The organism is Microbulbifer sp. ABE4_465 (assembly GCF_056160765.1).
On the sequence record NZ_JBSWXV010000003.1, the window covers coordinates 274,654 to 299,706 of the forward strand.

Annotated in this window: 18 protein-coding genes; 12 read left to right on the top strand and 6 right to left on the bottom strand. The window is 57.1% G+C overall.

The window, feature by feature from the left end; genetic code table 11:
* Nucleotides 1–192 precede the first annotated feature (192 nt).
* The 4 genes from ACXAG1_RS08205 (at nucleotide 193) to mutT (ending at nucleotide 5,790) form a co-directional block, all read left to right on the top strand.
* Nucleotides 193–1,131, top strand: coding sequence for a M23 family metallopeptidase (locus tag ACXAG1_RS08205; RefSeq protein ID WP_475093675.1), 939 nt, complete (start codon nucleotides 193–195; stop codon nucleotides 1,129–1,131).
* Between the two features lie 186 nt (nucleotides 1,132–1,317).
* Entirely contained in the window at nucleotides 1,318–4,065 is a 2,748-nt protein-coding gene (gene secA / locus ACXAG1_RS08210) for a preprotein translocase subunit SecA (RefSeq protein WP_475093674.1), read from the top strand.
* 109 nt (nucleotides 4,066–4,174) lie between these two features.
* A complete protein-coding gene (argJ, locus tag ACXAG1_RS08215) occupies nucleotides 4,175–5,371 on the top strand; it encodes a bifunctional glutamate N-acetyltransferase/amino-acid acetyltransferase ArgJ (RefSeq protein ID WP_475119456.1) in 1,197 nt (398 codons plus the stop codon).
* On the top strand, nucleotides 5,371–5,790 hold the full coding sequence (gene mutT / locus ACXAG1_RS08220; protein ID WP_475093672.1) for an 8-oxo-dGTP diphosphatase MutT: 420 nt from the start codon (nucleotides 5,371–5,373) through the stop codon (nucleotides 5,788–5,790). The genes argJ and mutT overlap by 1 nt, the downstream gene beginning before the upstream one ends.
* Before the next feature lie 370 nt (nucleotides 5,791–6,160).
* Here the strand turns inward: mutT and nagX are convergent, their stop codons facing one another.
* The 5 genes from nagX to ACXAG1_RS08245 all read right to left on the bottom strand — a co-directional run bounded on the left by nagX (nucleotide 6,161) and on the right by ACXAG1_RS08245 (nucleotide 13,345).
* The gene (gene nagX, locus ACXAG1_RS08225) at nucleotides 6,161–7,258 is read right to left on the bottom strand and encodes a transmembrane glucosamine N-acetyltransferase NagX (RefSeq protein WP_475093671.1); all 1,098 of its coding nucleotides are present in this window, start codon (nucleotides 7,256–7,258) and stop codon (nucleotides 6,161–6,163) included.
* Between the two features lie 230 nt (nucleotides 7,259–7,488).
* On the bottom strand, nucleotides 7,489–7,872 hold the full coding sequence (locus ACXAG1_RS08230; protein ID WP_475119491.1) for a glycoside hydrolase family 16 protein: 384 nt from the start codon (nucleotides 7,870–7,872) through the stop codon (nucleotides 7,489–7,491).
* Between the two features lie 271 nt (nucleotides 7,873–8,143).
* The gene (locus ACXAG1_RS08235) at nucleotides 8,144–11,260 is read right to left on the bottom strand and encodes a glycosyl hydrolase family 18 protein (protein ID WP_475093669.1); all 3,117 of its coding nucleotides are present in this window, start codon (nucleotides 11,258–11,260) and stop codon (nucleotides 8,144–8,146) included.
* A gap of 313 nt (nucleotides 11,261–11,573) precedes the next feature.
* Nucleotides 11,574–12,032, bottom strand: a complete 459-nt coding sequence (locus ACXAG1_RS08240) for a hypothetical protein (protein ID WP_475093668.1) — start codon at nucleotides 12,030–12,032, stop codon at nucleotides 11,574–11,576.
* A 170-nt stretch (nucleotides 12,033–12,202) separates the two neighbouring features.
* On the bottom strand, nucleotides 12,203–13,345 hold the full coding sequence (locus ACXAG1_RS08245) for an acyl-CoA desaturase (RefSeq protein WP_475093667.1): 1,143 nt from the start codon (nucleotides 13,343–13,345) through the stop codon (nucleotides 12,203–12,205).
* A gap of 661 nt (nucleotides 13,346–14,006) precedes the next feature.
* Between ACXAG1_RS08245 and ACXAG1_RS08250 the strand changes: the two genes are divergently transcribed.
* Together ACXAG1_RS08250 and ACXAG1_RS08255 are read left to right on the top strand one after the other, a co-directional pair.
* Entirely contained in the window at nucleotides 14,007–16,025 is a 2,019-nt protein-coding gene (locus ACXAG1_RS08250; protein ID WP_475119457.1) for a hybrid sensor histidine kinase/response regulator, read from the top strand.
* 105 nt (nucleotides 16,026–16,130) lie between these two features.
* Nucleotides 16,131–19,601, top strand: coding sequence for an EAL domain-containing protein (locus ACXAG1_RS08255; RefSeq protein ID WP_475093665.1), 3,471 nt, complete (start codon nucleotides 16,131–16,133; stop codon nucleotides 19,599–19,601).
* A gap of 86 nt (nucleotides 19,602–19,687) precedes the next feature.
* Here ACXAG1_RS08255 and ACXAG1_RS08260 read toward each other — a convergent pair whose 3' ends face one another.
* Entirely contained in the window at nucleotides 19,688–20,494 is an 807-nt protein-coding gene (locus tag ACXAG1_RS08260) for an inositol monophosphatase family protein (RefSeq protein ID WP_475093664.1), read from the bottom strand.
* Between the two features lie 252 nt (nucleotides 20,495–20,746).
* Here ACXAG1_RS08260 and trmJ point away from each other — a divergent pair, with 252 nt between their 5' ends.
* The 6 genes from trmJ (at nucleotide 20,747) to hscB (ending at nucleotide 25,045) form a co-directional block, all read left to right on the top strand.
* On the top strand, nucleotides 20,747–21,526 hold the full coding sequence (trmJ, locus tag ACXAG1_RS08265; RefSeq protein ID WP_475119458.1) for a tRNA (cytosine(32)/uridine(32)-2'-O)-methyltransferase TrmJ: 780 nt from the start codon (nucleotides 20,747–20,749) through the stop codon (nucleotides 21,524–21,526).
* A gap of 259 nt (nucleotides 21,527–21,785) precedes the next feature.
* Complete coding sequence (gene iscR, locus ACXAG1_RS08270; RefSeq protein ID WP_475093662.1) at nucleotides 21,786–22,280, top strand: Fe-S cluster assembly transcriptional regulator IscR; 495 nt, start codon at nucleotides 21,786–21,788, stop codon at nucleotides 22,278–22,280.
* Nucleotides 22,281–22,388: 108 nt separating this feature from the next.
* Complete coding sequence (locus ACXAG1_RS08275) at nucleotides 22,389–23,603, top strand: IscS subfamily cysteine desulfurase (RefSeq protein ID WP_475093661.1); 1,215 nt, start codon at nucleotides 22,389–22,391, stop codon at nucleotides 23,601–23,603.
* 39 nt (nucleotides 23,604–23,642) lie between these two features.
* Nucleotides 23,643–24,059, top strand: coding sequence for a Fe-S cluster assembly scaffold IscU (gene iscU / locus ACXAG1_RS08280; RefSeq protein WP_475119459.1), 417 nt, complete (start codon nucleotides 23,643–23,645; stop codon nucleotides 24,057–24,059).
* 41 nt (nucleotides 24,060–24,100) lie between these two features.
* Nucleotides 24,101–24,424 carry an iron-sulfur cluster assembly protein IscA gene (gene iscA / locus ACXAG1_RS08285; RefSeq protein WP_475119460.1) on the top strand — a complete coding sequence of 108 codons (324 nt, stop codon included), beginning with the start codon at nucleotides 24,101–24,103 and terminating at the stop codon, nucleotides 24,422–24,424.
* Between the two features lie 102 nt (nucleotides 24,425–24,526).
* Nucleotides 24,527–25,045, top strand: a complete 519-nt coding sequence (gene hscB / locus ACXAG1_RS08290) for a co-chaperone HscB (RefSeq protein WP_475119461.1) — start codon at nucleotides 24,527–24,529, stop codon at nucleotides 25,043–25,045.
* The last annotated feature ends 8 nt before the right edge of the window (nucleotides 25,046–25,053 follow it).

Sequence of the window (25,053 nt, forward strand, 5' to 3'; positions counted from 1 at the left end):
TGGCTGGCAATCCGCCATGAGGATGGCGCCGGGGCAAGCAGGATGCGGCAGTCCCGGTCTCGACAGAGCCTCCCGCAGTGTGTGACCGGCAGCTTCCGGTCGTTTCCTGTGTGTTAACCAATGGGCTGTCGACGACCAAATTATTAAAACAACAATTTGTCGCAAACCTTGCACGTCAGAAATGCGCCTGAAATGAAAGTTATCCTCGTCAATGATCGCGGCGGTGTGTCCCGCACTTTCAACTTCGGTGGCCTGAGTAAAGCTCTGCTCGGCCTCTGCCTGTTGGGCCTGCCCGTTGGTGCGCTATTGATTGGCGCCAATCTCCCGGCCTCAGAATCCGACGTATTCGATTCCCGCGCGGTAAAGGCGTGGAATAAGGCTTTGCGCAAGCAGCAGGATCAGATTCAGGAGGCAGACCAGCAGGCGCGCGAGCAGCTGACTGCGCTGACGGTAAAGCTCGCCGAGATGCAGGCGCGCCTGACTCGCCTGGATGCGATGGGCGAACGCCTGACCACAATGGCGAAGCTCGATGAAGGCGAGTTCCAGTTTGGCAGTATGCCCGCCGTAGGCGGCCCGGAAGACCCGGGTATCAGCGGTGCCAGTGAACTCCCTTACCAACCCCCTGAATTCCTCGAAGTGATCGGCGATCTGTCCGATCAGATTGAAGACCGGCAGATGCAGCTGCAGACGCTGGACAACCTGATGGCTCGTCGTCAACTGCAAGACGAGCAGTTTATTGCCGGCCGCCCGATTACCCGCGGCTGGATGTCTTCCCGCTACGGCTATCGCACCGATCCCTTCAGCGGTCGCCGCTCCTGGCACAAAGGTGTGGATTTTGCCGGCAAGAACGGCTCCGACGTGGTGTCCGTGGCCGCGGGAGTGGTGACCTGGGCGGAAGACCGCTACGGCTATGGCCAGCTGGTGGAAATCAACCACGGCAATGGCTACAAGACCCGCTACGGCCACAACAGTGAGCTCAAGGTCAAGGTAGGCGACGTGGTCAAACGCGGCCAGGTGATTGCTCTGATGGGCTCCAGTGGCCGCTCCACCGGTCCGCACGTACATTTCGAAGTCTACAAAAACGACCGTCCGGTCGATCCCGCCAGCTATATCCGCCGCACCGGCAGATAACAACTATTCTCTATTCTTGCGCACGGGACCCTTGTAATCCCGTAGGAACGCCCGCAACTCAGGTGTTTGCACCAAGTTAGACTGTTGCGGCGTCTGGCGCCTTCCTGTTTACTTGCACTCTTTCTGCGCAGAGGCCCCACTTTTAGGCCCTGCAGGCAAAATCAGCATTAATGTGGTTTCTGAATAATGATTGGCAAACTGATAAAAACAGTCTTCGGTTCAAAAAATGACCGCGAACTCAAGCGCATGCGCAGAGCGGTCGTCAAGATCAACGCGCTGGAAGACGAGTACAAGGCGCTGGATGACACCGCGCTGAAAGCCAAAACCGACGAATTCCGCCAGCGCCTGGCGGATGGTGAAACCCTCGACAAGATTCTCCCCGAAGCCTTTGCGGCGGTGCGCGAAGCCAGTGACCGCACCCTGGGCATGCGCCACTTCGATGTGCAGATGATTGGTGGTATGACCCTTCATGAAGGGCATATCGCGGAAATGCGTACCGGTGAGGGTAAAACTCTGGTGGCGACCCTGCCGGCTTACCTGAATGCTCTGGAAGGCAAGGGCGTTCACATCGTTACCGTGAATGACTATCTCGCCAGCCGTGACGCCAACTGGATGCGCCCGGTATACGAATTCCTCGGTCTTACCGTGGGTATCGTGGTTTCCCAGCAGCACCCGGAAGACAAGAAGGCGGCCTACCAGGCGGACATCACCTACGGCACCAACAACGAATTCGGCTTCGACTATCTGCGCGACAACATGGTGCTGCGCAAGGAAGATCGCACCCAGCGCCCGCAGAACTTCGCCATTGTGGATGAGGTGGACTCCATCCTGATCGATGAAGCCCGTACCCCGCTGATTATCTCCGGTGCCGCGGAAGATTCCTCCCAGCTGTATATGGCCATGAACAAACTGGTGCCGCAGCTGGAGCGCGGCGAAGAGGGAGGCGAAGGTCACTACACCGTGGACGAAAAGAGTCGTCAGGTGGAAATGACCGAAGACGGTCACCAGCTGATTGAAGATCTGCTCACTCGCAGTGGCCTGCTGAAAGAGGACGAATCCCTCTACGCGCCGGGTAACCTCGGTTTGCTGCACCACGTCAACGCCGCCCTGCGCGCCCACGTGCTGTTCAACAAGGATGTGGATTACATCGTACAGAACGGCCAGGTGGTGCTGATCGACGAGCACACCGGCCGCACCATGCCTGGCCGCCGTTTGTCCGAAGGCCTGCACCAGGCGCTGGAGGCAAAGGAAAACGTACAGATTCAGAGCGAGAGCCAGACCCTCGCCTCCACCACCTTCCAGAACCTGTTTCGCTTCTATCCGAAGCTCGCCGGCATGACCGGTACCGCGGATACCGAAGCCTTCGAATTCCGTCAGATCTACGGCCTCGACGTGGTGGTGATCCCCACCAACCGCGAAAAACAGCGGGAAGACCTGAACGACCTGGTGTACCTCACCAAGGACGAAAAGCTCGAAGCCATCATCGAAGACATCAAGTACTGTCGCGACAAGAAGGCGCCGATCCTCGTCGGTACCGCGTCCATCGAGACCTCTGAGGAAATGTCGCGCCTGCTGCAGAAAGCCAAGATCGAGCACCAGGTACTGAACGCCAAGTTCCACGAAAAAGAAGCCCAGATCATTGCCCAGGCCGGTCGTCCGGGCACTGTGACTATCGCCACCAACATGGCAGGCCGCGGTACCGATATCGTGCTCGGCGGTAACTGGGAGGCGGAAGTCGAAGAGCTGGCGCAAAGCCAGGGTCGCGAGGCAACCGCCGAAGAGATTGAGAAGATCAAGGGCGAGTGGAAGAAGCGTCACGAAACCGTGATCGAGGCCGGCGGCTTGCACATCATCGGTACCGAGCGCCACGAATCCCGCCGTATCGACAACCAGCTGCGTGGCCGCGCCGGCCGTCAGGGAGACCCGGGCGTGACCCGCTTCTACCTCTCGCTGGAAGACAACCTGATGCGTATCTTCGCCTCCGACCGGGTGAAGAACTTTATGCAGATGCTGGGTATGGAGCGCGGCGAGGCCATCGAGCACCGTATGGTGTCCAACGCCATCGAAAAAGCCCAGCGCCGTGTGGAAGGCCGCAACTTCGATATTCGTAAGCAGCTGCTGGAATACGATGATGTGGCCAACGATCAGCGTCAGGTAATCTACTCCCAGCGCAACGAGCTGCTGGAGGCGGACACCATTGGCGACACCATCACCGCCATTCGCGACGATGTAGTCAACGAGCTGATCTCTGCCCATGTACCGCCGCAGAGTGTGGAAGAGCAGTGGGATATCCCCGCGCTGGAACAGCAGCTCGCCTCCGAGCTGGGAATTCAGTTGCCGGTCCAGCAGTGGCTGGACGAAGACCGCACCCTGCACGAAGAGAGCCTGCGCGAGAAAATCGTCGAAGAAACCCAGGGTGCCTACCAGCAGAAGCTGGCGCGGATTGCCGAGAGCACCGGCGACGAGAACCTGATGCCCACCATCGAGCGCCAGGTCATGCTGCAGGTTCTGGATCAGTTGTGGAAAGAACACCTGTCCAGCATGGATCACCTGCGCGCCGGTATCGGTCTGCGCGCCTACGCCAACAAGAACCCCAAGCAGGAGTTCAAGCGCGAGTCCTTCCAGCTGTTCCAGACCCTGCTGGAAAACCTCAAGCACGAGGTGATCCGCGTATTGGCGCACGTAGAGCCGATGACCCGTGAACAGATGGAGGAGATGGAGCAGCGCCGTCTGGAGGCCCAGCGCCGCCAGCAGCTGGAGCTGCAACACGCCCAGGCCTCCGCCATGCCGGAAACTGAAGCCGCCACGGCAGAAGCGAATCCGGAGCCGGTACGCCGCGGCCCCCGTGTTGGCCGCAACGATCCATGCCCCTGCGGGTCTGGCAAGAAGTACAAGCAGTGCCACGGCAAGCTGACTTCCTCCACTCCCACCTGAAAACTACTGCGCGGTAGTTAGGTAATTAATAAAAAGGCCCGCTCTTACCCAGCGGGCCTTTTTATTTATAATCCGCGCATTCTCTGTTTTTGCTCAAGGACGTAATTTCATGGCGCAGCCACTCCCTCAGATCCCCGGTGTTCGCCTCTCCGCCGTTCCCGCCAAAATCAAAAACTGGCAGCGCGACGATCTGTTGCTGATCGAAATCGCTGAGGGCGCTAGTGTCTCCGCCACGTTTACCCAGAATGCCTTCTGTGCGGCACCGGTACTGGTGGCCAAGGAGCATATCCGTCAGGGCAATATCCGCGCGTTGCTGATCAATGCCGGCAATGCCAATGCCGCGACCGGTGAGCGCGGCCTGAAAACTGCGGAGCAGAGCTGCGAAGGGGTTGCTGCGGCGCTGGGAATCAAGCCGCAACAGGTGTTGCCATTCAGTACTGGCGTGATCGGTGAGCACTTGCCGGTACAAAAAATTCTTGATGCGCTGCCGGCGGCTGTGGATAACCTGCAAGCGAATGCCTGGGATAGTGCCTCCAGAGCCATCATGACCACCGACACCCGCCCAAAGACCGCGAGCCGCACCCTCGAAATCGCCGGTGAGACCATTACCATTGCCGGCATCGCCAAGGGCGCCGGCATGATCCAGCCAAATATGGCAACCATGCTCGCCTACGTCGCCACCGATGCGCGTATCGCACAGCCGTTGTTGGATGAGCTGGTGAAAGAGGCGGTAGGGGCATCGTTCAACCGCATCAGTGTGGATGGGGATACTTCCACCAATGATGCGTGTGTACTGATTGCCAGTGGCGCCACCGGCAGTGAAGTCGAACGTGGCAGCGAGGCTTACACACAGCTCAAAGCGGCCGTCATTGAGGTGCATATCGAGCTGTCGCAGGCCATCGTGAAAGACGGTGAGGGCGCGACCAAATTTGTTACCGTACAGGTGAACAATGCGGCGAGCTCAAAAGAAGCCTTGCGTATGGCGTTTGAGATCGGCGAGTCGCCGCTGGTAAAAACCGCAATGTATGCATCTGACCCGAACTGGGGGCGCTTGGTAATGGCGATCGGCAATGCCGGCGCCGAAAACCTGGATACCAGTAAGATCAGTGTGTTTCTCGATGATGTACAAATAGTGGAAGCGGGTGGTCGCGCCGATAGCTATACCGAGGAAGCTGGGCAGAAAATATTTGGGCAAGCGGAATTCACTATTACCGTCGACCTGCAACGGGGCGACGCTAGTGAACATATCTGGACCTGCGACTTCTCCCACGAGTATGTGACAATCAACGCCGAGTACCGCACCTGATGGGAGAGTCGGCCATCAAGCATATTCACGTTGCGGTCGGTGTTATTCTCGGTGCCGACGGTCGAATCCTGTTGGCCAAGCGCCCGGATCACCTGCATATGGGTGGACGATGGGAATTTCCGGGCGGCAAGGTCGAGGGCAGTGAGACCATTCAACAAGCGATGAGTCGAGAGCTGAAAGAAGAGCTCGATATTGAAGTGAAAGCCATGGAGCCGCTAATCGAGGTTCGCCATGACTATGGGGATAAGCAGGTGTTTCTGGATACCTGGTTTGTTACCCAGTTCAGCGGAAAAGAGCGCGGTGTTGAGGGGCAGGAGCTGGCTTGGGTTTCTGTTTCGGAGTTATCAGATTTTCATTTTCCTGATGCCAATCAACCTATTGTTGAGGCGATACAAAAGAGCGACCTTCTTGGTTCGTAAAAGTCCGAGGTTCCGCTAGTTGGGTTTCGGGCAGTAAAGCAGCGGGTATTCGTTTTCGAAACCGAGCTAGGCGCCCCCCTTCAATACATCCATGTACGCTGCGTCGGCGACGTCCCTGTCGCCGACGCTTTCGAAAACGAATCCCCGCTACTTTACTTTCGCTTCGGCCTCTGCGCATTGTTCGTTCAACAATGTAACCTATTCAAAAGCGAGAATTTCAAATCTAAGACAAAGTGCTGGGTGTGGGTTTTCAGGATCGTCGCAAACAGGATGTTTGCGCCGAAGCGCCCAGGGATGGGTTCACAGCGGTCCTGAAAACCCACACCCAGTGCTTTGTCGCCACTGAACTGTCTAAGTGGGGCCCCGAAACTCAAGGGCTAATAAAAATCCCACGCTTGAACAAGAACCGCAGCACCAACCACTGCAGCAAAATCACACCACAGGCAATCACCAAAATCCCCGCTGCTTCGGGCAAGGCTGAAGCAATCCCGCCGAACACACTCTTACTGGTATATGTCCAGTTCACCAGGCTGGTGCCGAGATACACCAGAATCGCATTACAACCAATCACCGAGAAGAAGTAGGTGAAGGTTTTCCAGTGCCACATATCCACAACCAGGTAGAAAATACCCAGCAGAAGTAAGCAGCAGCCGCAGGTGATCAGTACAAACGAGCTTGTCCACAGCTCCTTGTTCACCGGGTAATTCCAATGCCATAAAAATCCAATGAGCAGACAGGTCGCGGCGCCGATAAACAGGCCTTTGAGAATGGCCCCGTGATCACCCGCATTCTTGCTGAGCCAGCGGCCGGCGAAGACGCCGAACATCGCATTGGCTATCGCCGGAATGGTTGAAAGAACACCTTCCGGGTCGTAGGCACGGTTCTGATAAGTGATACCCGGCAGGAAATGCTGATCCACCCAGGCATTGATCGAGCCCTTAGGCGTGTAATCTCCAGCGATAGCCTGAATCAGCCAGTACGCAAGCAAGATACCGGCTGTAATCGCGTACTGAGCGCGAATACCAAAATGCCAAACGATCATCGCAGCAAAAAACCAGGCAAAACCGATACGAGCCAGCACACTGGCATAGCGGATTTCACCCAGGTCTGCCGGGATTCCGGTACCCCAACCGTGGTTGTAAAGAACTCCCAGCAGGATCAGCAAAAACAGACGTTTTATCGCCCTGCGGTAGATCGGTGCCCGCTGGCTGATCGGCAGCCCCTGCAAAGACTTGTTGGCAAGTCCGAGGGTGACACCGGAAAGAAAAATAAACAGCGGAAAGATCAGGTCGTAAAAACTGAAGCCGTGCCACTCGGTATGCTGCATCTGACCGTGGCCAAACTGGAAAATGGACCAGCCGGTGAGTGCAAACAGCGGCAGGAACAGCGCCTCGCCCCCGATAATCCAGAACATATCGAAGCCGCGCAAAGCGTCTACGGATGCAAGTCGTTGCTTTTTACTGACCATGGTTACTACTTTCTAAGTCAATGTTTTCGGTTTTGAAGTACGGAGCGATCCAGATCGTTCCGTACTTATAGGTGAAGATTCAGCGCATCAAAGTCCGCAGGGAGACTCCAGCTTGGGGTTCCAGTCGGGCACGGTGTCGGTAAACGCGATCTTTTCTGCGCGCAGGTTTTGTACCTGTTGGGAAACCTCTTCGGGACTGAGTACTTCATCCGCGATGTGATAAACCCAGTCTACTTCCTGTCATAGGTGCGCAGCTCGTTTGAGTCGATAAGTCCCTCCTGGGTGAACCACAGATTGAAATTGATCGACATCGGTTCTTCTGGATATACATGTTCACTGTGCTCCGCAAACAGTTCGCCGTCGACATAGTAGCGGATCTTGTTCTCTGCGGCTTGTAGAACCAGAGTGTGCCAGCCGGCGAAGCTGCCGGGCTTGGTGCTGTACTCGTTGTCTTTCACAAGCGGGTCGAGCTTGAATGTTTCCCAGCTGGTAGCAAAAAGTGCATTGTCGGGCTCTCCCCAACCGCCGTTGGCGAGATACTCGAAATCCATCTCGCTGTAGTCCGGGTCCATGTCTGCCTTGAGAGGGCTGATGGTGTAGAAGGTCTCGATGATTTGATCGCCAGTGCAGCAATCGCGGTGACAATATACAGGGGGCGCATATTCATAATTATTGCCATCGTGGTTTCCTTATTTTTATTGCGTAATTAAACGAAAAAAGCCCCGACGGAAGCCGGGGCGAACATAGGAGCAAATCCTGCAAAGGAATTCCTATTGGTCACAACGCAGAGAGAGAATTGTTAAACGACTCTTATCGACTACCCATCCTGTGAGAGTGGACCGGCGCTGCGTCGCCGGTCCGGCTAGATTCGTTGTGCATCGAGCTTCAGATATTGCAGACGAAGCTCCAGCTGCCGTCCGCGGTGCCCGGTTCGGACTGGGTCCACCATTTGGCTTCGAAAACACTGTCATTGTGGATGATCTGATCACCCCCGGCCGCGTGATTGCCTCGCGGCCATTCGGGGTAGGTGACCAGATTGCTGGTATCTACGCCCGCATCGCTGCAGCTATCACCACTGCCGCCGCCTGAGCTGCCGCCGGAAGAGCTGCCACCGCCGCTGCCGAGCTCGGCGATTGGCAGGTCGGGGTACTCAAACGCCAGGGCATAGGTACTACCGTTAACGGTTGCGGTATAGGCCTGAGGGCCGGAAACCGGAAGGTAGTAGTTGAGTGTCATATCCCAGCTTTCACCGTCGGCCAGATCCTGCCATTCCGGAAGGCTGAAGCGCACGCGATGGAACTCGTTTTCCAGGCCGCCCACGTTGCCGCCACCGGCATTGGCGCCGTCTTCGATCACTTCCAGTCCGGCACCACTCTGGTCGGTGATGATATTGGAGGTGGAGGTCGGCATATCGAACTCAAACACGGTGCCGCCGGGCAGTACACCGCCGGTGTTGTTGGTGATGTAGAGCTTCGGATTCAGCGGGTAGTTCTGGTCGCCCAGCTTGAAGTCGGTGATCTCGATACCAATATCCAGTGCCTCTTCCGGTACGGCGCGATCGGTGCGCAGATGTCGGTAATCACTGGCGCTGGTGAACTTGTCATAGGCCAGAGTCGTCAGTGTGTCACCCATGAAGTACTCGCCCTTGGACGCGTCCCAGTCGTAGTCGCCGGCCAGCTCCCAGAACATGATGCCGCCAACGCCTTCGTCGATCACATACTGCACCTTGGCGTCCATGGACTCTTCATCTTCAGTGGAGATGAATACGTCTTTCTGGTCATTCCACAACCAAGGCGCTTCAGAAACACTGTCGTAGTTACGCACATAGGTGCCTACCAGCGCATCTTCCGGATCGTTGGCCGGATCCAGACCGTAGTCGCTGAGGTAGCTGCCGAGGATACCGTCTTCCAGGTTCTTGGCGTGCCACATGGGGTTGGAGCCCGCCCCCATTTCGTCTCCCAGGCTGTTTTTGTCGTGCCACATGTTGTCGATGCCGACCGCCCCGTTTCCGCAGTCGGCAGCGCCGCCGGTACCTTCAGGGCACTCGGATTGTGCCGGTAGTGGCGCAGAGCCGCCCAGGCCATTGGTGCCGCCGGATACCCCCTGCCAACCGCGGGTGTAGTAAGGGATACCGATGTTGATGCGGCCCGCGGGCATGGAACCGCGGAAGTACTTCACTGCCCAGTCGATGTTCAGGTAGCCGATGCCACCGTACTGGGATGTGCTGTACACACTGGCGGCCGCCAGTTCCGGGTCATTGCCGTTGTCGAACAGCGCGGAATTGTGGCCAACATATTCATTCCACGCCCCGTGCAGGTCGTAGGTCATGATGTTGACGTAATCCAGGTACTGGGTGATCTGCATGGTTTCCATGCCCCGCAGCAGGTAGCCGGAGGAGGGAGAGGCGATGGTCAGCATGTAGTGAGTGCCGTCGGTTTCGCCCGCCTCGTCCAGCTTCTCCCGCAGTACGCGCATCAGCTCCACATAAGACTCCATCAGGGAGCCACGCATGGGATTGGAAATCCCGAAATCCAGTGGATTACCGGCGTCGTTCATGCTGGTGGGGTATTCGTAGTCAATATCCACACCGTCAAAGCCGTACTGGCGGATAAAGTCCACGGAAGAGTTGGCGAAGGCCTCGATACCCTGGTGGTTAATACTGCCGTCGGCATTGGTGGTCATGGTGTAGAAGCCACCGTCGGCCACACGGTCGCCGTTCTCATTGAAATGGCCACCGGTTTCCGCCCATCCGCCCACGGATACCAGGGTTTTCACATCCGGGTACTGTTCCTTGAATTTGGACAGCTGATTGAAGTGGCCCTTGTAGCTGTAGTCCGGGTCGGTTTCCGCACCGGGGATACCATTCCATTCCATACCGGTGGCGGGATTACCCGGGTCACTGGTATTGCCCACGGATACGGAGTAGTCGCTGCCCACGTGGGCGAAGGCGTAATTGATGTGGGTGATTTTGCCCCACGGAATGTCTTTCACCAGGTAGCTGGGCTGGCCGTTGGCGCCGTTGCGCCAGCTGGTGAAGTAACCAATGATTCGGCGCGGGTGATCGGCGCCCATGTCTTCGCGGCCCTCTGCGTCATAGATGTCGCAGTAATTGGGCGCGGTACCCGGGGTGGTGTAGAGCCCGTCCGGGCGACAGGGGTGATCCCCGATAACGACCTGCTCATCTTCGACAGCAATGGAAATTTCCGAAGAGGCGTCCAGATCGTCGTTGTCGGTAGCCACTGCGGAAATGGTGTGATTGCCCAGCGTGGCAGTCCACTCGGCGCTGTATGGCGCAATGGCATCGGTGCTGAGCAGGCTGCCATCGACGTAGAAGGCAACTTGGCTCACGCTGCCGTCACTGTCTGACGCGCTGGCTGTGATGGTCAGGGTTTCGCCGGTGGTATGGCTGGAGCCATTGCCCGGTGCAGTGATATTAACCTGTGGGGCAACCGGGCCACCCACGACTTCCTCTTCCACGGTGAAAGTGACCGGTGAAGTAGTCGCGGTGAGGCTGTCGTTGTCGGTGATGCGCGCGGTGAGAGTGGGCTCACCGGTTACTGCGGTCCAGGTGGTTTCCCAGGGGGCGGCGGTATCAGTGTCGATCAAGGTACCGTCGATAAAGAATTCAACGGACGTTACGGTGCCATCGGAATCGGACGCCGAAACCGTGAAGACAACGCTGTCATTCTCGGTGTGAGTAGATCCGGCGGTGGGTGCAGTGATAGACCCCTGTGGAGCAACGAGCGGGGGGGGATCGCCATCCTCACAGGCGCCGAGCAGGCTCCACTCCTGATACTGGCCGGAATACTGTTCGGGGTCCTGGTTCTGTGTCCACCAGTTTGCCTTGTATGCGTTGTCGTTGTGCTGGACTTCCGCGCCTCCGGAGTAGGCGGTAGCGGCTTCCCAAACCGGGAAATTACTGCAGTCGACAGCGGCATAGCTGTGGCCCGCCGAGAGCATGGCTGCGGTCACCAGACCGAGCCTGAGCTTTGAGTTGATCATATAATGTTCACCTTGCGGCAGATTATTTTTATTGAATCACGACGCTGGAAACTCGGCGCCGCCAAATGACATCGCTGTCAAAATAGCAACCGGTATTCATCGAGGCAACACCAACTTTTCATAAAGCGGTCACAATCGAGCTTTTAACGCCAGAATTTGCGGCCGAAGTCAGATATGAGAAGAATGTCATGCTGTGGTCGCCCGCGAGACGACTTGCCGCAGGGTGGCGAACGTGCAGGCTGGTAGCGGAATGGGGAAGAAACGGAGCTCTTGCCGGGTATCGCTCGAACGGAGCGGCACCACGGCCTGGCTGTTACATATCCCAGAGGGAATTTGTCGCCATGGACAGAGTGATGCGCTCCTTGTCCTGGATATGCTTCAGGTTCTCGAAGACTTCTTTGACTTCCACCGACTCGATAGAGCCGTAGACAGAGTGGTATAGCTCAGAAAAATAGCGGTCTACTTCCTGCCCGAGCTTATTGATCTCGTCGATGGAGGGCTTGTCGCTCAGGTAGAGATTTTTTACCAGTTCACCGGCGGACTCTTCGTGGGTGTACTGCAGCCAGGTCTGCATGACTTTCTGCTCTGCAACGGCGCCATAGTTCTTGAGATTATTTGCCATGCGCAGCTCGTGTTCGTGCAGGTGCTTGAGCAGCAGCTGGGTGCGATTGTCCTGACTATTTTCCAGCAATTGCTGGTATAGCCCGGCCATATCCAGATGAAACTTTTGGGCATCCTTGAGAACTTCGTGGGCCTGTTTGAACGTCTTCATCAATGCGCCTTCTCGTTGGTTGATGTAATTATAGTTTTCCGGTGGGAGCCTCAAATGAGGAGTGTGATACTTCTCTTATGGTTATAGTGCATATCCCCGGGCGTTCAAGTCATCGCAGGCGATAGACTCCCGGACACAAAAAAGGCGATCCGTTGGGATCGCCTGTGTATTTACGCTGTGGCCGGTGCCAGATGGAACTGCTCCATCATGATCTGTAATCGCTTGCGCTGCATCTTGAGGCTGTATTCCAGCTCCTTAACGCGGGTGCGGATGGTCGCATTTTCCCACTTTTCGACCAGGCGTTCGCGGGCGCTTTCATAGCGTGTTTGCTGCAGCTCTTTCCACTCCGCAAGCGCGGCCGAAAAGTCTTGCGCTTCTCGCTCCAGCAGTTGCTTCCAGCTTTCCTTGTGCTTGGAGTTTTCCAGTTTTTTCTCCGCGCGTTTGAACTGCATGGTCAGCATGGCCCGCTGGATACGCATTGCGGGTACCGTCTTCAAATTGCGCGCCAGCCCCAGCCAGCTGGCGGTCTTGATCAGCCACTTGGTGGGGTCCCAGTGGAACCAGCGGATACCGTTGCGGTAGTCGGTCTGAAAGATGTGGTGATAGTTGTGATAGCCCTCGCCAAACGTGAAAAACGCCAGCAGATCGTTGTCGCGGGCGGTGTTTTCATCGGTATAGGGACGACGGCCCCAGATGTGGGCCAGAGAATTAATAAAGAAGGTGGTGTGATGGTTCACCACGATGCGCAGCACGCCGGCCACCAGTAGCATGCCGAGGACATCACCGGTGAGCAGGCCGAGAACCAGCGGCACGCCCACATTCATTGCCACGGTAATGGGCACATAGTGGTTGTGCTGCCACATTACAATCTTGTCGCGCTGCAGGTCTTTGGCATTATCGAAGTCCACCGCACCACTGGGGTAGTCCCGCAGCATCCAGCCGATATGAGAGAACCAGAAGCCGCGATTGGCGGAATAGGGGTCTTGCTCGTTGTCGTCACAGTGGCGGTGATGGCGGCGGTGGCCGGAACACCAGATCAGCGCACTGTTCTGAAGCGCAGCGGCGCCAAACAGCGCATAAAAGAGGCGTAGGGACCAGTGGGCCTCGTACGTGCGGTGGGACCAGAGTCGGTGGTAACCGGCGGTGATGGAAATACCGCAGAAGGCACCCAGCACGGCAAATGCCAGCCAGTGGTACCAGTGATAACCAACCAGGAAGCCGTACAGCGGTACCAGGGTCACGGCGATCAGTGCGGTACTGGCGAACAGCACGGTCGTGAGCCAGATACGGGGGGCTTCGGGAACTGCTTTCATATTTTACAACCTTGTTTGAGCCTGCCGATTTCGGCGCTCGCTGGATCTGCTCGGGCCGAAAGGGAAATGCTACCGCAGATGCCGCCTCGGGACACGTTATTAGAGGGCGCCTGACATGCAAATCGCTGGATATGAGACCTGAAAAGAGTGCGCTAGTTCTCGGGCCGGCGGTGAGGTCTCGGCCCAAGTGGGATTTTAGCGCGCCACGAGCGGGTTGAAAGTCACGTTGGGGAGGAATGGTCCAAAGTTGCATTGTTTTGGTGCGTTAGTGGATTTTTGCGTTCAATCTTGGGTCAAGCGCTGTCATTTATCTTTAATAAAGGGTTCTTTAGCACAAAATTTTCAATTTGATCGAAGTTTGCCTGTATGTTTTTCGTTCAAACCGGTTGGGGGGGAGTTAGAAAACACCGTTTTTTGGCAATTTTTGAAAAGTTGGCACACCGGTTGCAATACTTTAAGCGTGGGCCGCGAGGTCCACGCTCCGGGAATCCATCACGGGTTATGGCAAACGTAATAATGCGTGACTTCCCGTTTTCTCTCATCATCGCTATTTTGGGCCCCGCATTGCGGGGCCTTTTTTTATCCGGCGATAAGTGATTCACTAGCCGTATTCCGGTCGCACGCGCGGCCTTTCCTAATAGAGCAGCTGCACGGCAATACGGTGTCGAAGACGACCCCCATACACTCCAGTCCATTTGGCCTGTACCTCGCCAGCCCCGGCGAGCTGGAAGGTCTGTCGCCAGCGCAGGCATTGAATCAGGCGCAGTACCTGCACAGCCTTCTGCTGAGTGGGAGTCAGGGAATCTGGGAATGGCACCCGGAAACCGGAGAGCAGCGCTCTATCGGGAGCCTTTGGCTGCAGTTGCACCAGGACCCCCAAGCCGCGCTGTCCGGTATATGGAGTGGTGACCTGGGGCTGGTCCACTCCGATGATCGCGACGGGCTACTAGCGCTGCGCAACCGCCTGTGTCAGCAGGGCGCTTTCGCCGATACCACTTTCCGAGCCTATACGCGCGAAGGTCAGCTGGTATGGTTGCGGCTCTGGGCCCGCGTGTTCAGCGACCCTGCCGGCCAGCGATTCTTTCTCGGTGGCTGTACCGATTACAGTGAGCCGCTCACCGCACGATCCCTCTCAAATTTTTCTGGTGAACGATTACAGCAAACCCTGGACGCCATCGGGGATGGCCACTGGGAGTGGGATTTACGCGTAGACGAAGTCGTTCTCGATAACACCTGCTGGAGCATGCTGGGGTACGCCCGCGGGCAGAGCGATCCCGATGTCAGGGCCGCGCTGGCTCGCTGGAAGACCCACATGTTTCCGGAGGACTACCCCGATGTGAAGCAGGCGATGGAGGACAATGTCCGGGAGAGATTGCCGCTGGATGTGGCATTTCGCCTCAAGCATCGCGATGGCAGTACCATCTGGGTGCGGGCGCGCGGTAACGTCCAGAGCAATAGTGCGGGGCGCCCGGTGCGGGTGCTCGGGACGCTCGAAGACATCACTGCGACAAAAAAGAAACAGATGCGGGCGAAAGAAGAACTGCTGCGGCTCAAACAGCAAAACCGCGATCGCACGGAGCTGATTTCCAGCCTGGGACACGAATTGCGCACCCCGCTCAATGCCATTCTTGGCTACAGCCAGATGGTGGAACTGGATCAAAGCCTGAACCCGAACCAGAGACTGCGCCTTGCTGAAATCCGCAAGGCCGGGCAGCACCTCCTGCACCTGGTCGGTGATGTGATGGACCTGGCGCGCATCGACAGCCAGCGCCTGGCGCCCTCCATCGAGCCCGTGCAGCCGGCCAACCTGGTGGCAGATTGCCGGCAGTTGTTAGAGCCTCTGGCGGATACCCGCAAGGTCAATCTCACCTTCGAGCCGCTTGGCTGGGAGCGCGCCTATGTTCTCGCCGACCCGGTGCGGTTCAAGCAGGTTGTTCTCAACCTGGTTGGCAATGCGATCAAGTACAATCGCGAGGGCGGCCGAGTGGTGATTTCCCTGGCACCACAGGCAGAAGGGTGGCTGAGGTTGAGTGTCCTCGATACCGGCTGTGGCATTGCTGCGGGTAAGCAGCCTCAAGTGTTTGAACCGTTTAACCGCCTTGGTGCGGAGCAGGGGAAAATTGAGGGCACCGGCGTCGGACTGGCAATTGCCAGGCAGCTGACTGAGGCTATGGGTGGGCGAATTGGCTTCGACAGTGAAGAGGGGCAAGGCTCGGTATTCTGGATCGAGTTTATGATGAACGATGCCCCCAGCGAAGTACTGACGATGGCGGCACGCCCGGATTATGCCCAGATGCTTCCTCCGTGCCGGCTGCTCTACATTACCGGTCGAACCGCCAATGCTAGCCGCCTCAAAGTCGTACTGGCCTCCGTGCAGCAGGCTGAAGTTCAGACGTGCAATGATGCCATGCGTGGAATATTTGCCGCGCGTACCGGTCGCCCGGATATCATTCTGATCGACAGCGAATTACCCGGCGTGTCACTCAGGGACTTCGCTGCCATTCTGCGCGGAGATGCGACCACCGCACATATCCCACTGGTGGGTATTCTGGATCAGCGCAGTGACGACGTCGATTTCTGTGTACCCGCCAGTTACGACCTGACGAGCCTCGCCGAAGGATTGCGTTATGGTTTGTCACTTGATCAGGTTGATGTCGACGGGATTGAAGGTGAGCATTAGAACTCGTGCTGCACACCCTTGCTGGAGTGCGGGCAACGACACTGAGCGAACGGGAGGGGGGAATGCGTCCCCGCGACATAGTAAAACAGTGAAAGGAAGTACTGATTGAAAGCTCCAAATCCCGATGTGGGCGTCGCACAACAGAACGATGCAGGCCAGAGCGGCATGCGAGTGCCTGTCGATTCGAGATTGCAGCACACGGAGCAGGGGCGCGCGAGCGGGTTGACGGTACTGGTGCTCACTTTCGGTACCTTCTGTCTCGCTTACCTTTGTAAACAGTTCCTTTCTGTCAGTGATGGTATCGCAACCATATGGCTTGCCGATGCCTTCACCATTGCATTCCTGTATCGATATGCCAGCCGATCCTGGCCACTTCTGCTTCTTGGGTCCTATATTGGAACCCTTGCTGCTGCTGTTGTCGGTGATGTAACCCTGTCCAACGCGCCACTGTATTCCCTGGCCGGGGTGGTGGAGGCCTGTGTTGCGGCGTCCATGTTGCGATTTTTTTGCGCGGACGGCGACTTTTTCGATGGTGCGGGACGCTGGCTGAGGTTTATCTTTTTTGGCGCCCTTATCCCAACCGTATTTGGCGCTGGTTTTGGTTCCCTGGTTGCGACGCTGTTTGCCGGACTGCCCCTCATCGATGTGTTTATGGTTTGGTACCTGGCAGACGTTGTCGGGATCAGTGTTTTTTTCCCGCTGGTGTACCTGTTTTCCATTGGTGCCGGGCGGGAGACGTTGGCCGCGAGTGCCATTCTCCAGTTGATCACGGTTTCAGCCTGCGCGCTAGTTTGCATATTCATCGTATTGTTTACCTTCTCCCATCCATTTGTGTTTATTGCGCTGCCCCTGATTTGGGCTGCCTCCCGCCTTGACTTAACACAAACGCTGCTACTTGTTTTTGTTGCGGTGGTAGCACAGTTGGCGGTGTTCACTAACGCCCTCACCTGGCTGCCGGCGGAGATGCGGTCGTTCACCGGCGCACTGGATTTTTTTCCTCTGTACGCCGCCATGTTGCCTGCATACATCATGGCGGTGATATCCCGCATCGAGCGAAAGCGGAGCGCCCGGATTGTGGAGGTGGAGAGCAGTTTTCGTGCGGCAATGGCGTCATCGCGCATCGGTATGCTACTGGTGACGCTGGACAACCGGATTCTGCAGGCAAACGCAAGTTTCTGTCGGTTTATTGGATTTACCGAAGTTGAATTGCGCGGGCTGCGTGTCGGGGAAGTGGTCGCGCTGCCAAATTCTGGTACAGGCAATCAGCGGGACGGTTTGCGAGGGTACGAGCGTCCGCCGCAGGATTTTGAATTCGGGTATGTCCAGGATGCCGAATGGCAGTTTATCCGTAAAAGTGGTGAGCGCGTTTGGGGGCACTGGTCCTGTACCCAGGCGAGAGGGTCTCGCAACGAGCCGTTGTATGCCATAGTGCAAGTCGAAGATGTCGATTGGCGAAAGCGGAGCGAAGAGCAGCTGGCCCGCGCTGAAGAGCGCTGGAAGTTCTCGCTGACGGTTACCGGTCAGGTGGTTTATGACTGGGACCTGGAATCCGGCAAGACATTCTTTTCGGAGTGGTTGAGCGGTGGTATGGGGATCGACGCAGGCAGCCTAACCTGTCGCAGTGATTGGACTGCACGGGTCGCGGAAGCTGATCGCCCGCGCCTGTTATCGGCCCAGAAGGCACATATTGACGGTGACGCGGCGGAAATCGACTGTCAGTACCGGGTGGAAACCGACGCGGGAAGAATGCGTTGGGTGCATGAAGTCGCGCACGTTATGGAATCCGCTGACGGTGGAAAACCACTAAGGCTGATTGGCGTTTTGCGGGATATTACCGAAAACAAGAATATGGCAGAGTCTCTGGAGAAAGAAAAAGAGCAGCTGCAGGTGACTCTCAACGCGATTGCGGATGCAGTTATTGCCACCGATGGGCGTCAGCGAATTACTTTTATGAACCCCGTTGCCGAGCTGTTGACCGGCTGGAAACTCACCGAGGCCAAGGGGCGCGAAGTAGGTGAAGTGCTACGTTTGTCCAGTGGCCGGAAAGGAGCGATTGTTACCGGTCCCGCACAAGATTGCCTCAACATGAACCTGCCTGTGATGTCACCGGAAGGTACCGTACTGCACCACCGGGGAGGGGAGTGTTACGACGTCAAGTGTTCGGCTTCACCGCTGCGTACCAGTGATGGGTTGGTGCTTGGCGCCGTTCTGGTATTCCAGGATGTCACGGAAACACGCCAGCTGATTCAGCAACTTCGCTACAAGGCGAGTCACGACCATCTTACCCATCTGCCAAACCGGGAAGCATTCCGGCGAGAGCTGTTGGAGGCGGTTAGCACCGTGCGAAATACGGAGCGGGTTCATGTGCTGGCGTATATGGATCTGGATCGCTTCAAGGTAATCAATGATAGTGCCGGCCATCAGGCTGGTGATGCATTGCTGAAAAATGTTGCGCGTTTCCTGCGCGGCCATTTGCGTGAGTCCGATTGTGTGGCCCGCTTGGGCGGTGACGAGTTTGGCATTCTGCTTCGGGATTGCGACAAAGATCAGGGGCTGGCGCGGTGTGAGCAGTTGGTACGAAAGATTATCGCTCTGCGTTTCCCTTGGAGTGGGCGAATCTTTGACGTGGGCGCAAGTGTGGGAGTGACGGAAATTTCCCGTAGCAATAGCCAGGTCGCAGACTTGATGAGCCAGGCCGATGTGGCCTGTTACTCCGCCAAGCACGCCGGTCGCGGAGTGGTGATGTTGTACGAGGCGGACCGAAGCGCCGCAGCAGAGCAGCATCGGGAAATTCACATGGCCTCGCGCATACGTGCAGCGCTGGATGAAGGGAGTTTCCGTCTGTATGCGCAGCCGATCGCTAGTGCGAAGGATTCCACGCGGATACATCACTATGAGGTTTTGGTGCGAATGCTGGATACCGATGGAAATCTGATTTTGCCCGGTGCATTTATACCAGCGGCAGAGCGCTACGGTTTGATGCAGCAGGTCGACAGCTGGATTGTACGGGAACTTTTCGAAAATCAGGCGGCCGCTGTTGCCGCTAGCCAGCTGAAGCTGGCGTTAAACCTGTCGGCAGATGCACTTGGAGATAGTGCGTTTCAGAAGCAGTTTTTCAGGTTGCTCGAAGATTCTGCCATTTCGCCGCAACACTTGGGCATGGAAATTACTGAAACCGCCATGATCAACCAGATGGAGAGCGCCAGTCAGTTTGTTGCGGACTTGCGCGCTATGGGTTGCACTGTGGCACTGGATGACTTCGGTAATGGTCTGAGCTCGTTTAATTACCTGAAAAACTTTGCCATTGATTACATCAAGATAGACGGCAGTTTCGTGCGGCAGGTGGAGTCCAATTTCGTCGACCTGATGATTGTCGAGTCGATCAATCAGGTTGCGCACCGCCTTAAAGCGCAGACGATTGCTGAGTTTGTCGAGGATCAGGCGACGGCGGAAAAGCTGGAGGCAATCGGTGTAGACCTGTTGCAGGGGTACCATATTGGCCGGCCGCGACCACTTCAGAAGGTTCTTGATGAGGCGCGACGGTTAAAAGACGAATTACCTGTGACGGCAACCTGAATCTTGTCTCAGTCAGACCGGTGGCGGCGCGGTAGCGGAGTGTTCCGCCACCAGATGCTGCCACCGTTCACGGGTCGACAGTAGATTTATTGGCGAACCTTACCCAGGTGCTTGCCCACGATTTGCAGCAGAGGCTTGAAGGTCTTGGGGGTGGCGCAAACCAGGTTGCCGGAATCCAGGTAGTCATTACCGCCGCGGAAATCGCTGATCAGGCCGCCGGCTTCTTTCACCAGCAGCGAGCCCGCTGCGATATCCCAGGTGTTCAGATACATTTCCCAGAAGCCATCAAAGCGACCGGCGGCAACATAGGCCAGGTCCAGTGCGGCTGCGCCCGGGCGGCGAATGCCCGCGGTCTGTCCGGCAATGTCTTTCATTGCTGCCAGGTAGCCATCGATATTCTCAAAGGAATCGCCGTTGAACGGGATGCCGGTGCCGATCAGTGCGCCGTTCATTCCCTGGCGGTTGGAAACGCGAATGCGGCGGCCATTCAGTGCCGCGCCACGGCCGCGACTTGCGGTAAATTCTTCGCGCTTGATCGGGTCCAGCACTACCGCATGCTCGATCTGGCCTTTGTATTTGCAGGCGATGGAGATCGCAAAGTGGGGCAGGCCGTGGATAAAATTGGTGGTGCCGTCCAGCGGATCGATAATCCACTCGTATTCAGGCTCAGCGCCTTCCTGGACGCCACTTTCTTCGGCGCGGATGCTGTGTTTGGGGTAGGCCTTGCGCAGGTGATAGATGATCTCCTGTTCGCTGGCCTTGTCCACTTCCGTCACGTAATCGTTGCGGCCCTTCTCTTCAAACTTCATCAGGTCGCCGCGCTCCCAGGCGCGTTCGATCAGTTCACCGGCCTTGCGCGCCGCGCGCAGGGCAATATTCAGCATGGGTTCCATAGGAATTCCGCGATCAGTAGTGGATTGTGGATGGTAAAAAGCAATGTCGGGCTCGCCGACGGGCGAGATTGTAGGGATTCCCGTTCAATTTTGCTACACTCCGCGCCCGTTTTGTAACAGGCAAGTGTAGGGTAACGCAGCGGTATCCTGCGACCTGGCTTGCCGCGTCATAATCCCGGCCGAATCAAGGCCCAAACCAGCTTTTACCCCGGAATCCCCATGGCGACCTCTCCTTCGGAAACCTCAACCCAAATGGCTTCCCAGTCAGCTCTCGCAGCGCTGGACAACATTCGCGTGGTGTTGGTGAACAGTGCGCACCCGGGCAATATCGGCGGCGCGGCGCGGGCGCTGAAGAATATGGGGCTGAGCCAGCTGTATCTGGTGCAGCCGCGGGAGTTTCCCGCTGCCAATGCGGTGTGGCGTGCGGCGGGTGCTTCCGAGCTGCTGGATAGCGCCGTGGTGGTGGAAACTCTGGAAGAGGCCGTGGCGGATTGCGGCCTGGTGGTGGCCACCAGCGCCCGTGAGCGCCGTATCCCCTGGCCACTGCTGACGCCCCGGGAGTGCGGAGTGCGTGCCGTGGCCGAGGCCAAATCTCATCCAGTCGCCCTGGTGTTTGGCCGCGAAGACCGCGGTTTGACGAATGACGAGCTGCAGGCCTGCAATTTCCACGTGCATATTCCCTCCAATCCGGAGTACAGCTCCCTGAACCTGGCCACCGCCGTGCAGGTGCTGGTGTACGAGGCCCGTATGGCGGCGCTGGAGGCGGATAAGGGGGAAGCGCTGAAGTTCACCGACTGGGACAGGCCCCCGGCCAAAGCGGGCGATATGGAGCTCTATTATGAGCACCTCGAGTTGGCTTTGGGGGAGCTGGGCTTTATCGACCCGGACAACCCCCGTCAGACCATGACCCGCCTGCGCCGACTGTTCAGCCGGGTGCGTCCGGACGATATGGAGCTGGGTATTCTGCGCGGCATGCTGACCGCGATTCAGAACCATATCTATCGCAGTGGTGGTAAAGGTAGGCCCGACTGACAGTTCACGCCTGCTCGTTATGACCGTTATGCCTGGGTGGTAAATCGCGATAACCAACAGGTCTAGGCAGCCGCCAAATACCCGACTGAAACGCTCGGCTATATACTTGACTGAAGTAGTGGGTTATTCCATACTCGCGCCCCGAATCCGCAGTGCCGGTAAGGGTTGCGGGGTGGTTGCGAATCATTCGCAAGTGCCGGTTTGGTGGCCCAAACGGTGCTGACTGGTGCGACTTCCCAGGTGAAGGGCAGGAGAGGGTATGCGTTTAACAACCAAAGGGCGGTATGCGGTCACAGCAATGCTGGACCTGGCGTTGCACGCCGAACGCGGCCCTATCAGTCTGGCGGATATATCCAAGCGTCAGGATATCTCCCTGTCTTATCTGGAACAGCTTTTTTCCCGTCTGCGCCAGTCCGGCCTGGTCTCAAGTGTACGCGGACCCGGTGGTGGATACCGCCTGGCGCGGCAGAGTGCAGAGATCTGCGTGGCGGAAATCATTGATGCGGTCAACGAATCCGTGGACGCCACCAGCTGTGGCGGCAACAGCGATTGTTCCGCCGGTGAGCAGTGCCTCACCCACTATCTCTGGACCGACCTCAGTCGCCAGATTCACAGCTTCCTGAATGGCATCAGTCTGGCGGATATGGTTGAGCGCGCCGAGGTGCAGGAAGTGGCTCGCCGTCAGGATGGCCGCAGTGCAGCACTGGCCGACGTGATTGAGCAGAAAGTAGCGATTATCGGCGGCTTGCAGTAAGGTGCCGGCCGCCCGGTCAGGCAGAGCGGCCTGGCTACAGGAAATTTGAGCGCATTTAGCGATAGCAGTATGGCGCCGACGCAAATCGGCGATTGGAGACAAGAGACTATGAAGCTTCCCATTTATCTGGATTATTCGGCAACCTGTCCGGTAGACCCGCGCGTCGCCAGTAAAATGGCGGAGCAGTTGACCATGGAAGGCAACTTCGGCAACCCGGCTTCCCGCTCCCACCTGTTTGGCTGGAAGGCGGAAGAGGCGGTGGAAGATGCCCGTCGCCAGGTAGCGGAACTGGTCAACGCGGACCCGCGCGAAATCGTCTGGACCAGCGGTGCCACCGAGTCCGACAATCTCGCTATTAAAGGTGCTGCGCACTTCTATCAGGGCCGCGGCAAGCACATCATCACTTCCAAGATCGAGCACAAAGCCGTGCTGGATACCTGCCGCCAGCTGGAGCGCGAAGGCTTTGAGGTGACTTACCTGAACCCGAAGGAAGACGGCATCGTCTATCCGGAGCAGGTTCTGGAAGCGCTGCGCGAAGACACCATCCTGGTGAGCCTGATGCACGTCAATAACGAAATTGGTGTGATCAACGATATCGCCGCTATCGGCGAACTGTGCCGCGAGCGCAAGATCATTTTCCATGTGGATGCGGCCCAGAGCGCCGGCAAGATCGAGATCGATCTGGCGGAGCTGAAAGTGGACCTGATGTCCTTCTCCGCACACAAAGTTTACGGCCCCAAAGGCATTGGCGCCCTGTACGTGCGCCGCAAGCCGCGCGTGCGTATTGAAGCCCAGATGCACGGCGGTGGTCACGAGCGCGGTATGCGTTCCGGCACCCTGCCAACGCACCAGGCAGTAGGTATGGGCGAAGCTTTCCGTATTGCCAAGGAAGAAATGGCAGAAGAGGGCAAGCGCATGGTCGCCCTGCGCGATCGCTTCTGGAGCCAGATCAGCGATATGGAAGAAGTGCACATCAACGGCTCTGTGGAGCAGCGTGTGCCGGGCAACCTGAACGTGAGCTTCGCGTTTGTGGAAGGGGAAAGTCTGATCATGTCCCTGAAGGATCTGGCGATTTCCTCTGGCTCCGCCTGTACCTCTGCGAGCCTGGAGCCCAGCTATGTGCTGCGCGCCCTGGGTGTGAACGACGAGCTGGCTCACAGTTCCCTGCGCTTCAGTTTTGGTCGTTTTACCACGGAACAGGACGTGGATACCGCGGCCAAAGAAGTAAGGAAGGCAGTAGAAAAGCTGCGCGAACTCTCCCCTCTGTGGGATATGTACAAGGATGGTGTTGACCTCAGCACCATCGAATGGGCTGCGCACTAAGCTGCCGCGCAAATAGAGAATTTTTGAGAGGGTATAGTCATGGCCTATAGCGATAAAGTAATTGACCACTATGAACACCCGCGTAATGTTGGCCGCATGGACGACAAAGCGGACAACGTGGGTACCGGTATGGTTGGCGCCCCGGCCTGTGGCGACGTAATGCGTCTGCAGATTCAGGTAAACGACAACGGCATCATCGAAGACGCCAAGTTCAAAACCTACGGTTGCGGTTCTGCCATCGCCTCCAGCTCCCTGCTCACCGAGTGGGTGAAGGGCAAGACTCTGGACGAAGCGGCACAGATCAAAAACACCCAGATCGCCGAAGAACTGGCACTGCCGCCGGTGAAAATTCACTGCTCCGTACTGGCGGAAGACGCCATCAAGGCGGCGGTGAACAATATCCGCGAGAAACGCGGTGAGAAGAGCGGCGAAGCAGCAGAACAGGCTGCCGGCTAAGCGCCAGCACTGAATAGACAGAGAAGTAAGGAGTAGCACCGATGGCAATTACCATGACCGAAGCGGCCCGGGCACACGTTGCCAAACAGCTGGCCAGTCGCGGTAAAGGTATTGGTATTCGCGTTGGTGTGAAGACCGCCGGCTGTTCCGGTATGGCGTACGTTCTCGAGTTTGTCGACCAGGCCGAAGCGGAAGATGAAGTGTTCGACGCGGGCGAAGTTAAGCTGATTGTCGACCCCAAAAGTCTCGCTTACCTGGACGGCACCGAGCTGGACTTTGTCAAAGAGGGGTTGAACGAAGGCTTCGCCTTCAAGAATCCCAACGTCAAGAATGAGTGCGGCTGCGGCGAGAGCTTTCACGTTTAAGGCTCAAGCGCAGCAGCAACAAGGCCGGGTGCGCAACTGCATGCCGGCCTTTTTGTTATTGGATTTCCTGACTTCAGGTTTCTAATTCCAGGCTTCAAAGAGATGCAACAGAATCATTTCGAAATTTTCGGCCTCCCGGTCTCCTACACCGTAGATCGCCCGGCGCTGGCAAAGCGCTACCGCGAGCTGCAGCAGGAGTTTCACCCGGACCGTTTTGCCGCAAAGTCCGAGCGCGAGCAGATGCTTGCGATGCAGTACGCGGCGCAGATCAATGAGGCGAATAACACGCTGAAGGATCCGGTTGCGCGGGCCGCTTACCTGCTGAAGCTGGCCGGTGTGGAAATCAATCCGGAGCAGACCACTGCCGACGGCGAATTCCTGATGCAGCAGATGATTCTGCGCGAGCGTTTGGAAGACGTGCGCCAAGCCGCAGACCCGGAAGCGGAACTCGAAGATCTCGCGAGTGAAACCGCGCAGTTGTTCAAGGCTCAGGAGCAGGCGTTCGCGCAGGCTCTCGAAAAGAGTGCGCTGGACGACGCAAAAAGTGCGCTATTGAAATTGCAGTTTCTCGCCAAGCTGCAGCGCCAGATCGAAGAGCTCGAAGAAGATTTATTGGACTAAGACTGACT

Coding starts and splice junctions, on each gene's coding strand:
- ACXAG1_RS08205 (WP_475093675.1), top strand. CDS start 193: ATGAAAGTTATCCTCGTCAATGATCGCGGCGGTGTGTCCCGCACTTTC.
- secA (WP_475093674.1), top strand. CDS start 1,318: ATGATTGGCAAACTGATAAAAACAGTCTTCGGTTCAAAAAATGACCGC.
- argJ (WP_475119456.1), top strand. CDS start 4,175: ATGGCGCAGCCACTCCCTCAGATCCCCGGTGTTCGCCTCTCCGCCGTT.
- mutT (WP_475093672.1), top strand. CDS start 5,371: ATGGGAGAGTCGGCCATCAAGCATATTCACGTTGCGGTCGGTGTTATT.
- nagX (WP_475093671.1), bottom strand. CDS start 7,258: ATGGTCAGTAAAAAGCAACGACTTGCATCCGTAGACGCTTTGCGCGGC.
- ACXAG1_RS08235 (WP_475093669.1), bottom strand. CDS start 11,260: ATGATCAACTCAAAGCTCAGGCTCGGTCTGGTGACCGCAGCCATGCTC.
- ACXAG1_RS08240 (WP_475093668.1), bottom strand. CDS start 12,032: ATGAAGACGTTCAAACAGGCCCACGAAGTTCTCAAGGATGCCCAAAAG.
- ACXAG1_RS08245 (WP_475093667.1), bottom strand. CDS start 13,345: ATGAAAGCAGTTCCCGAAGCCCCCCGTATCTGGCTCACGACCGTGCTG.
- ACXAG1_RS08260 (WP_475093664.1), bottom strand. CDS start 20,494: ATGGAACCCATGCTGAATATTGCCCTGCGCGCGGCGCGCAAGGCCGGT.
- trmJ (WP_475119458.1), top strand. CDS start 20,747: ATGGCTTCCCAGTCAGCTCTCGCAGCGCTGGACAACATTCGCGTGGTG.
- iscR (WP_475093662.1), top strand. CDS start 21,786: ATGCGTTTAACAACCAAAGGGCGGTATGCGGTCACAGCAATGCTGGAC.
- ACXAG1_RS08275 (WP_475093661.1), top strand. CDS start 22,389: ATGAAGCTTCCCATTTATCTGGATTATTCGGCAACCTGTCCGGTAGAC.
- iscU (WP_475119459.1), top strand. CDS start 23,643: ATGGCCTATAGCGATAAAGTAATTGACCACTATGAACACCCGCGTAAT.
- iscA (WP_475119460.1), top strand. CDS start 24,101: ATGGCAATTACCATGACCGAAGCGGCCCGGGCACACGTTGCCAAACAG.
- hscB (WP_475119461.1), top strand. CDS start 24,527: ATGCAACAGAATCATTTCGAAATTTTCGGCCTCCCGGTCTCCTACACC.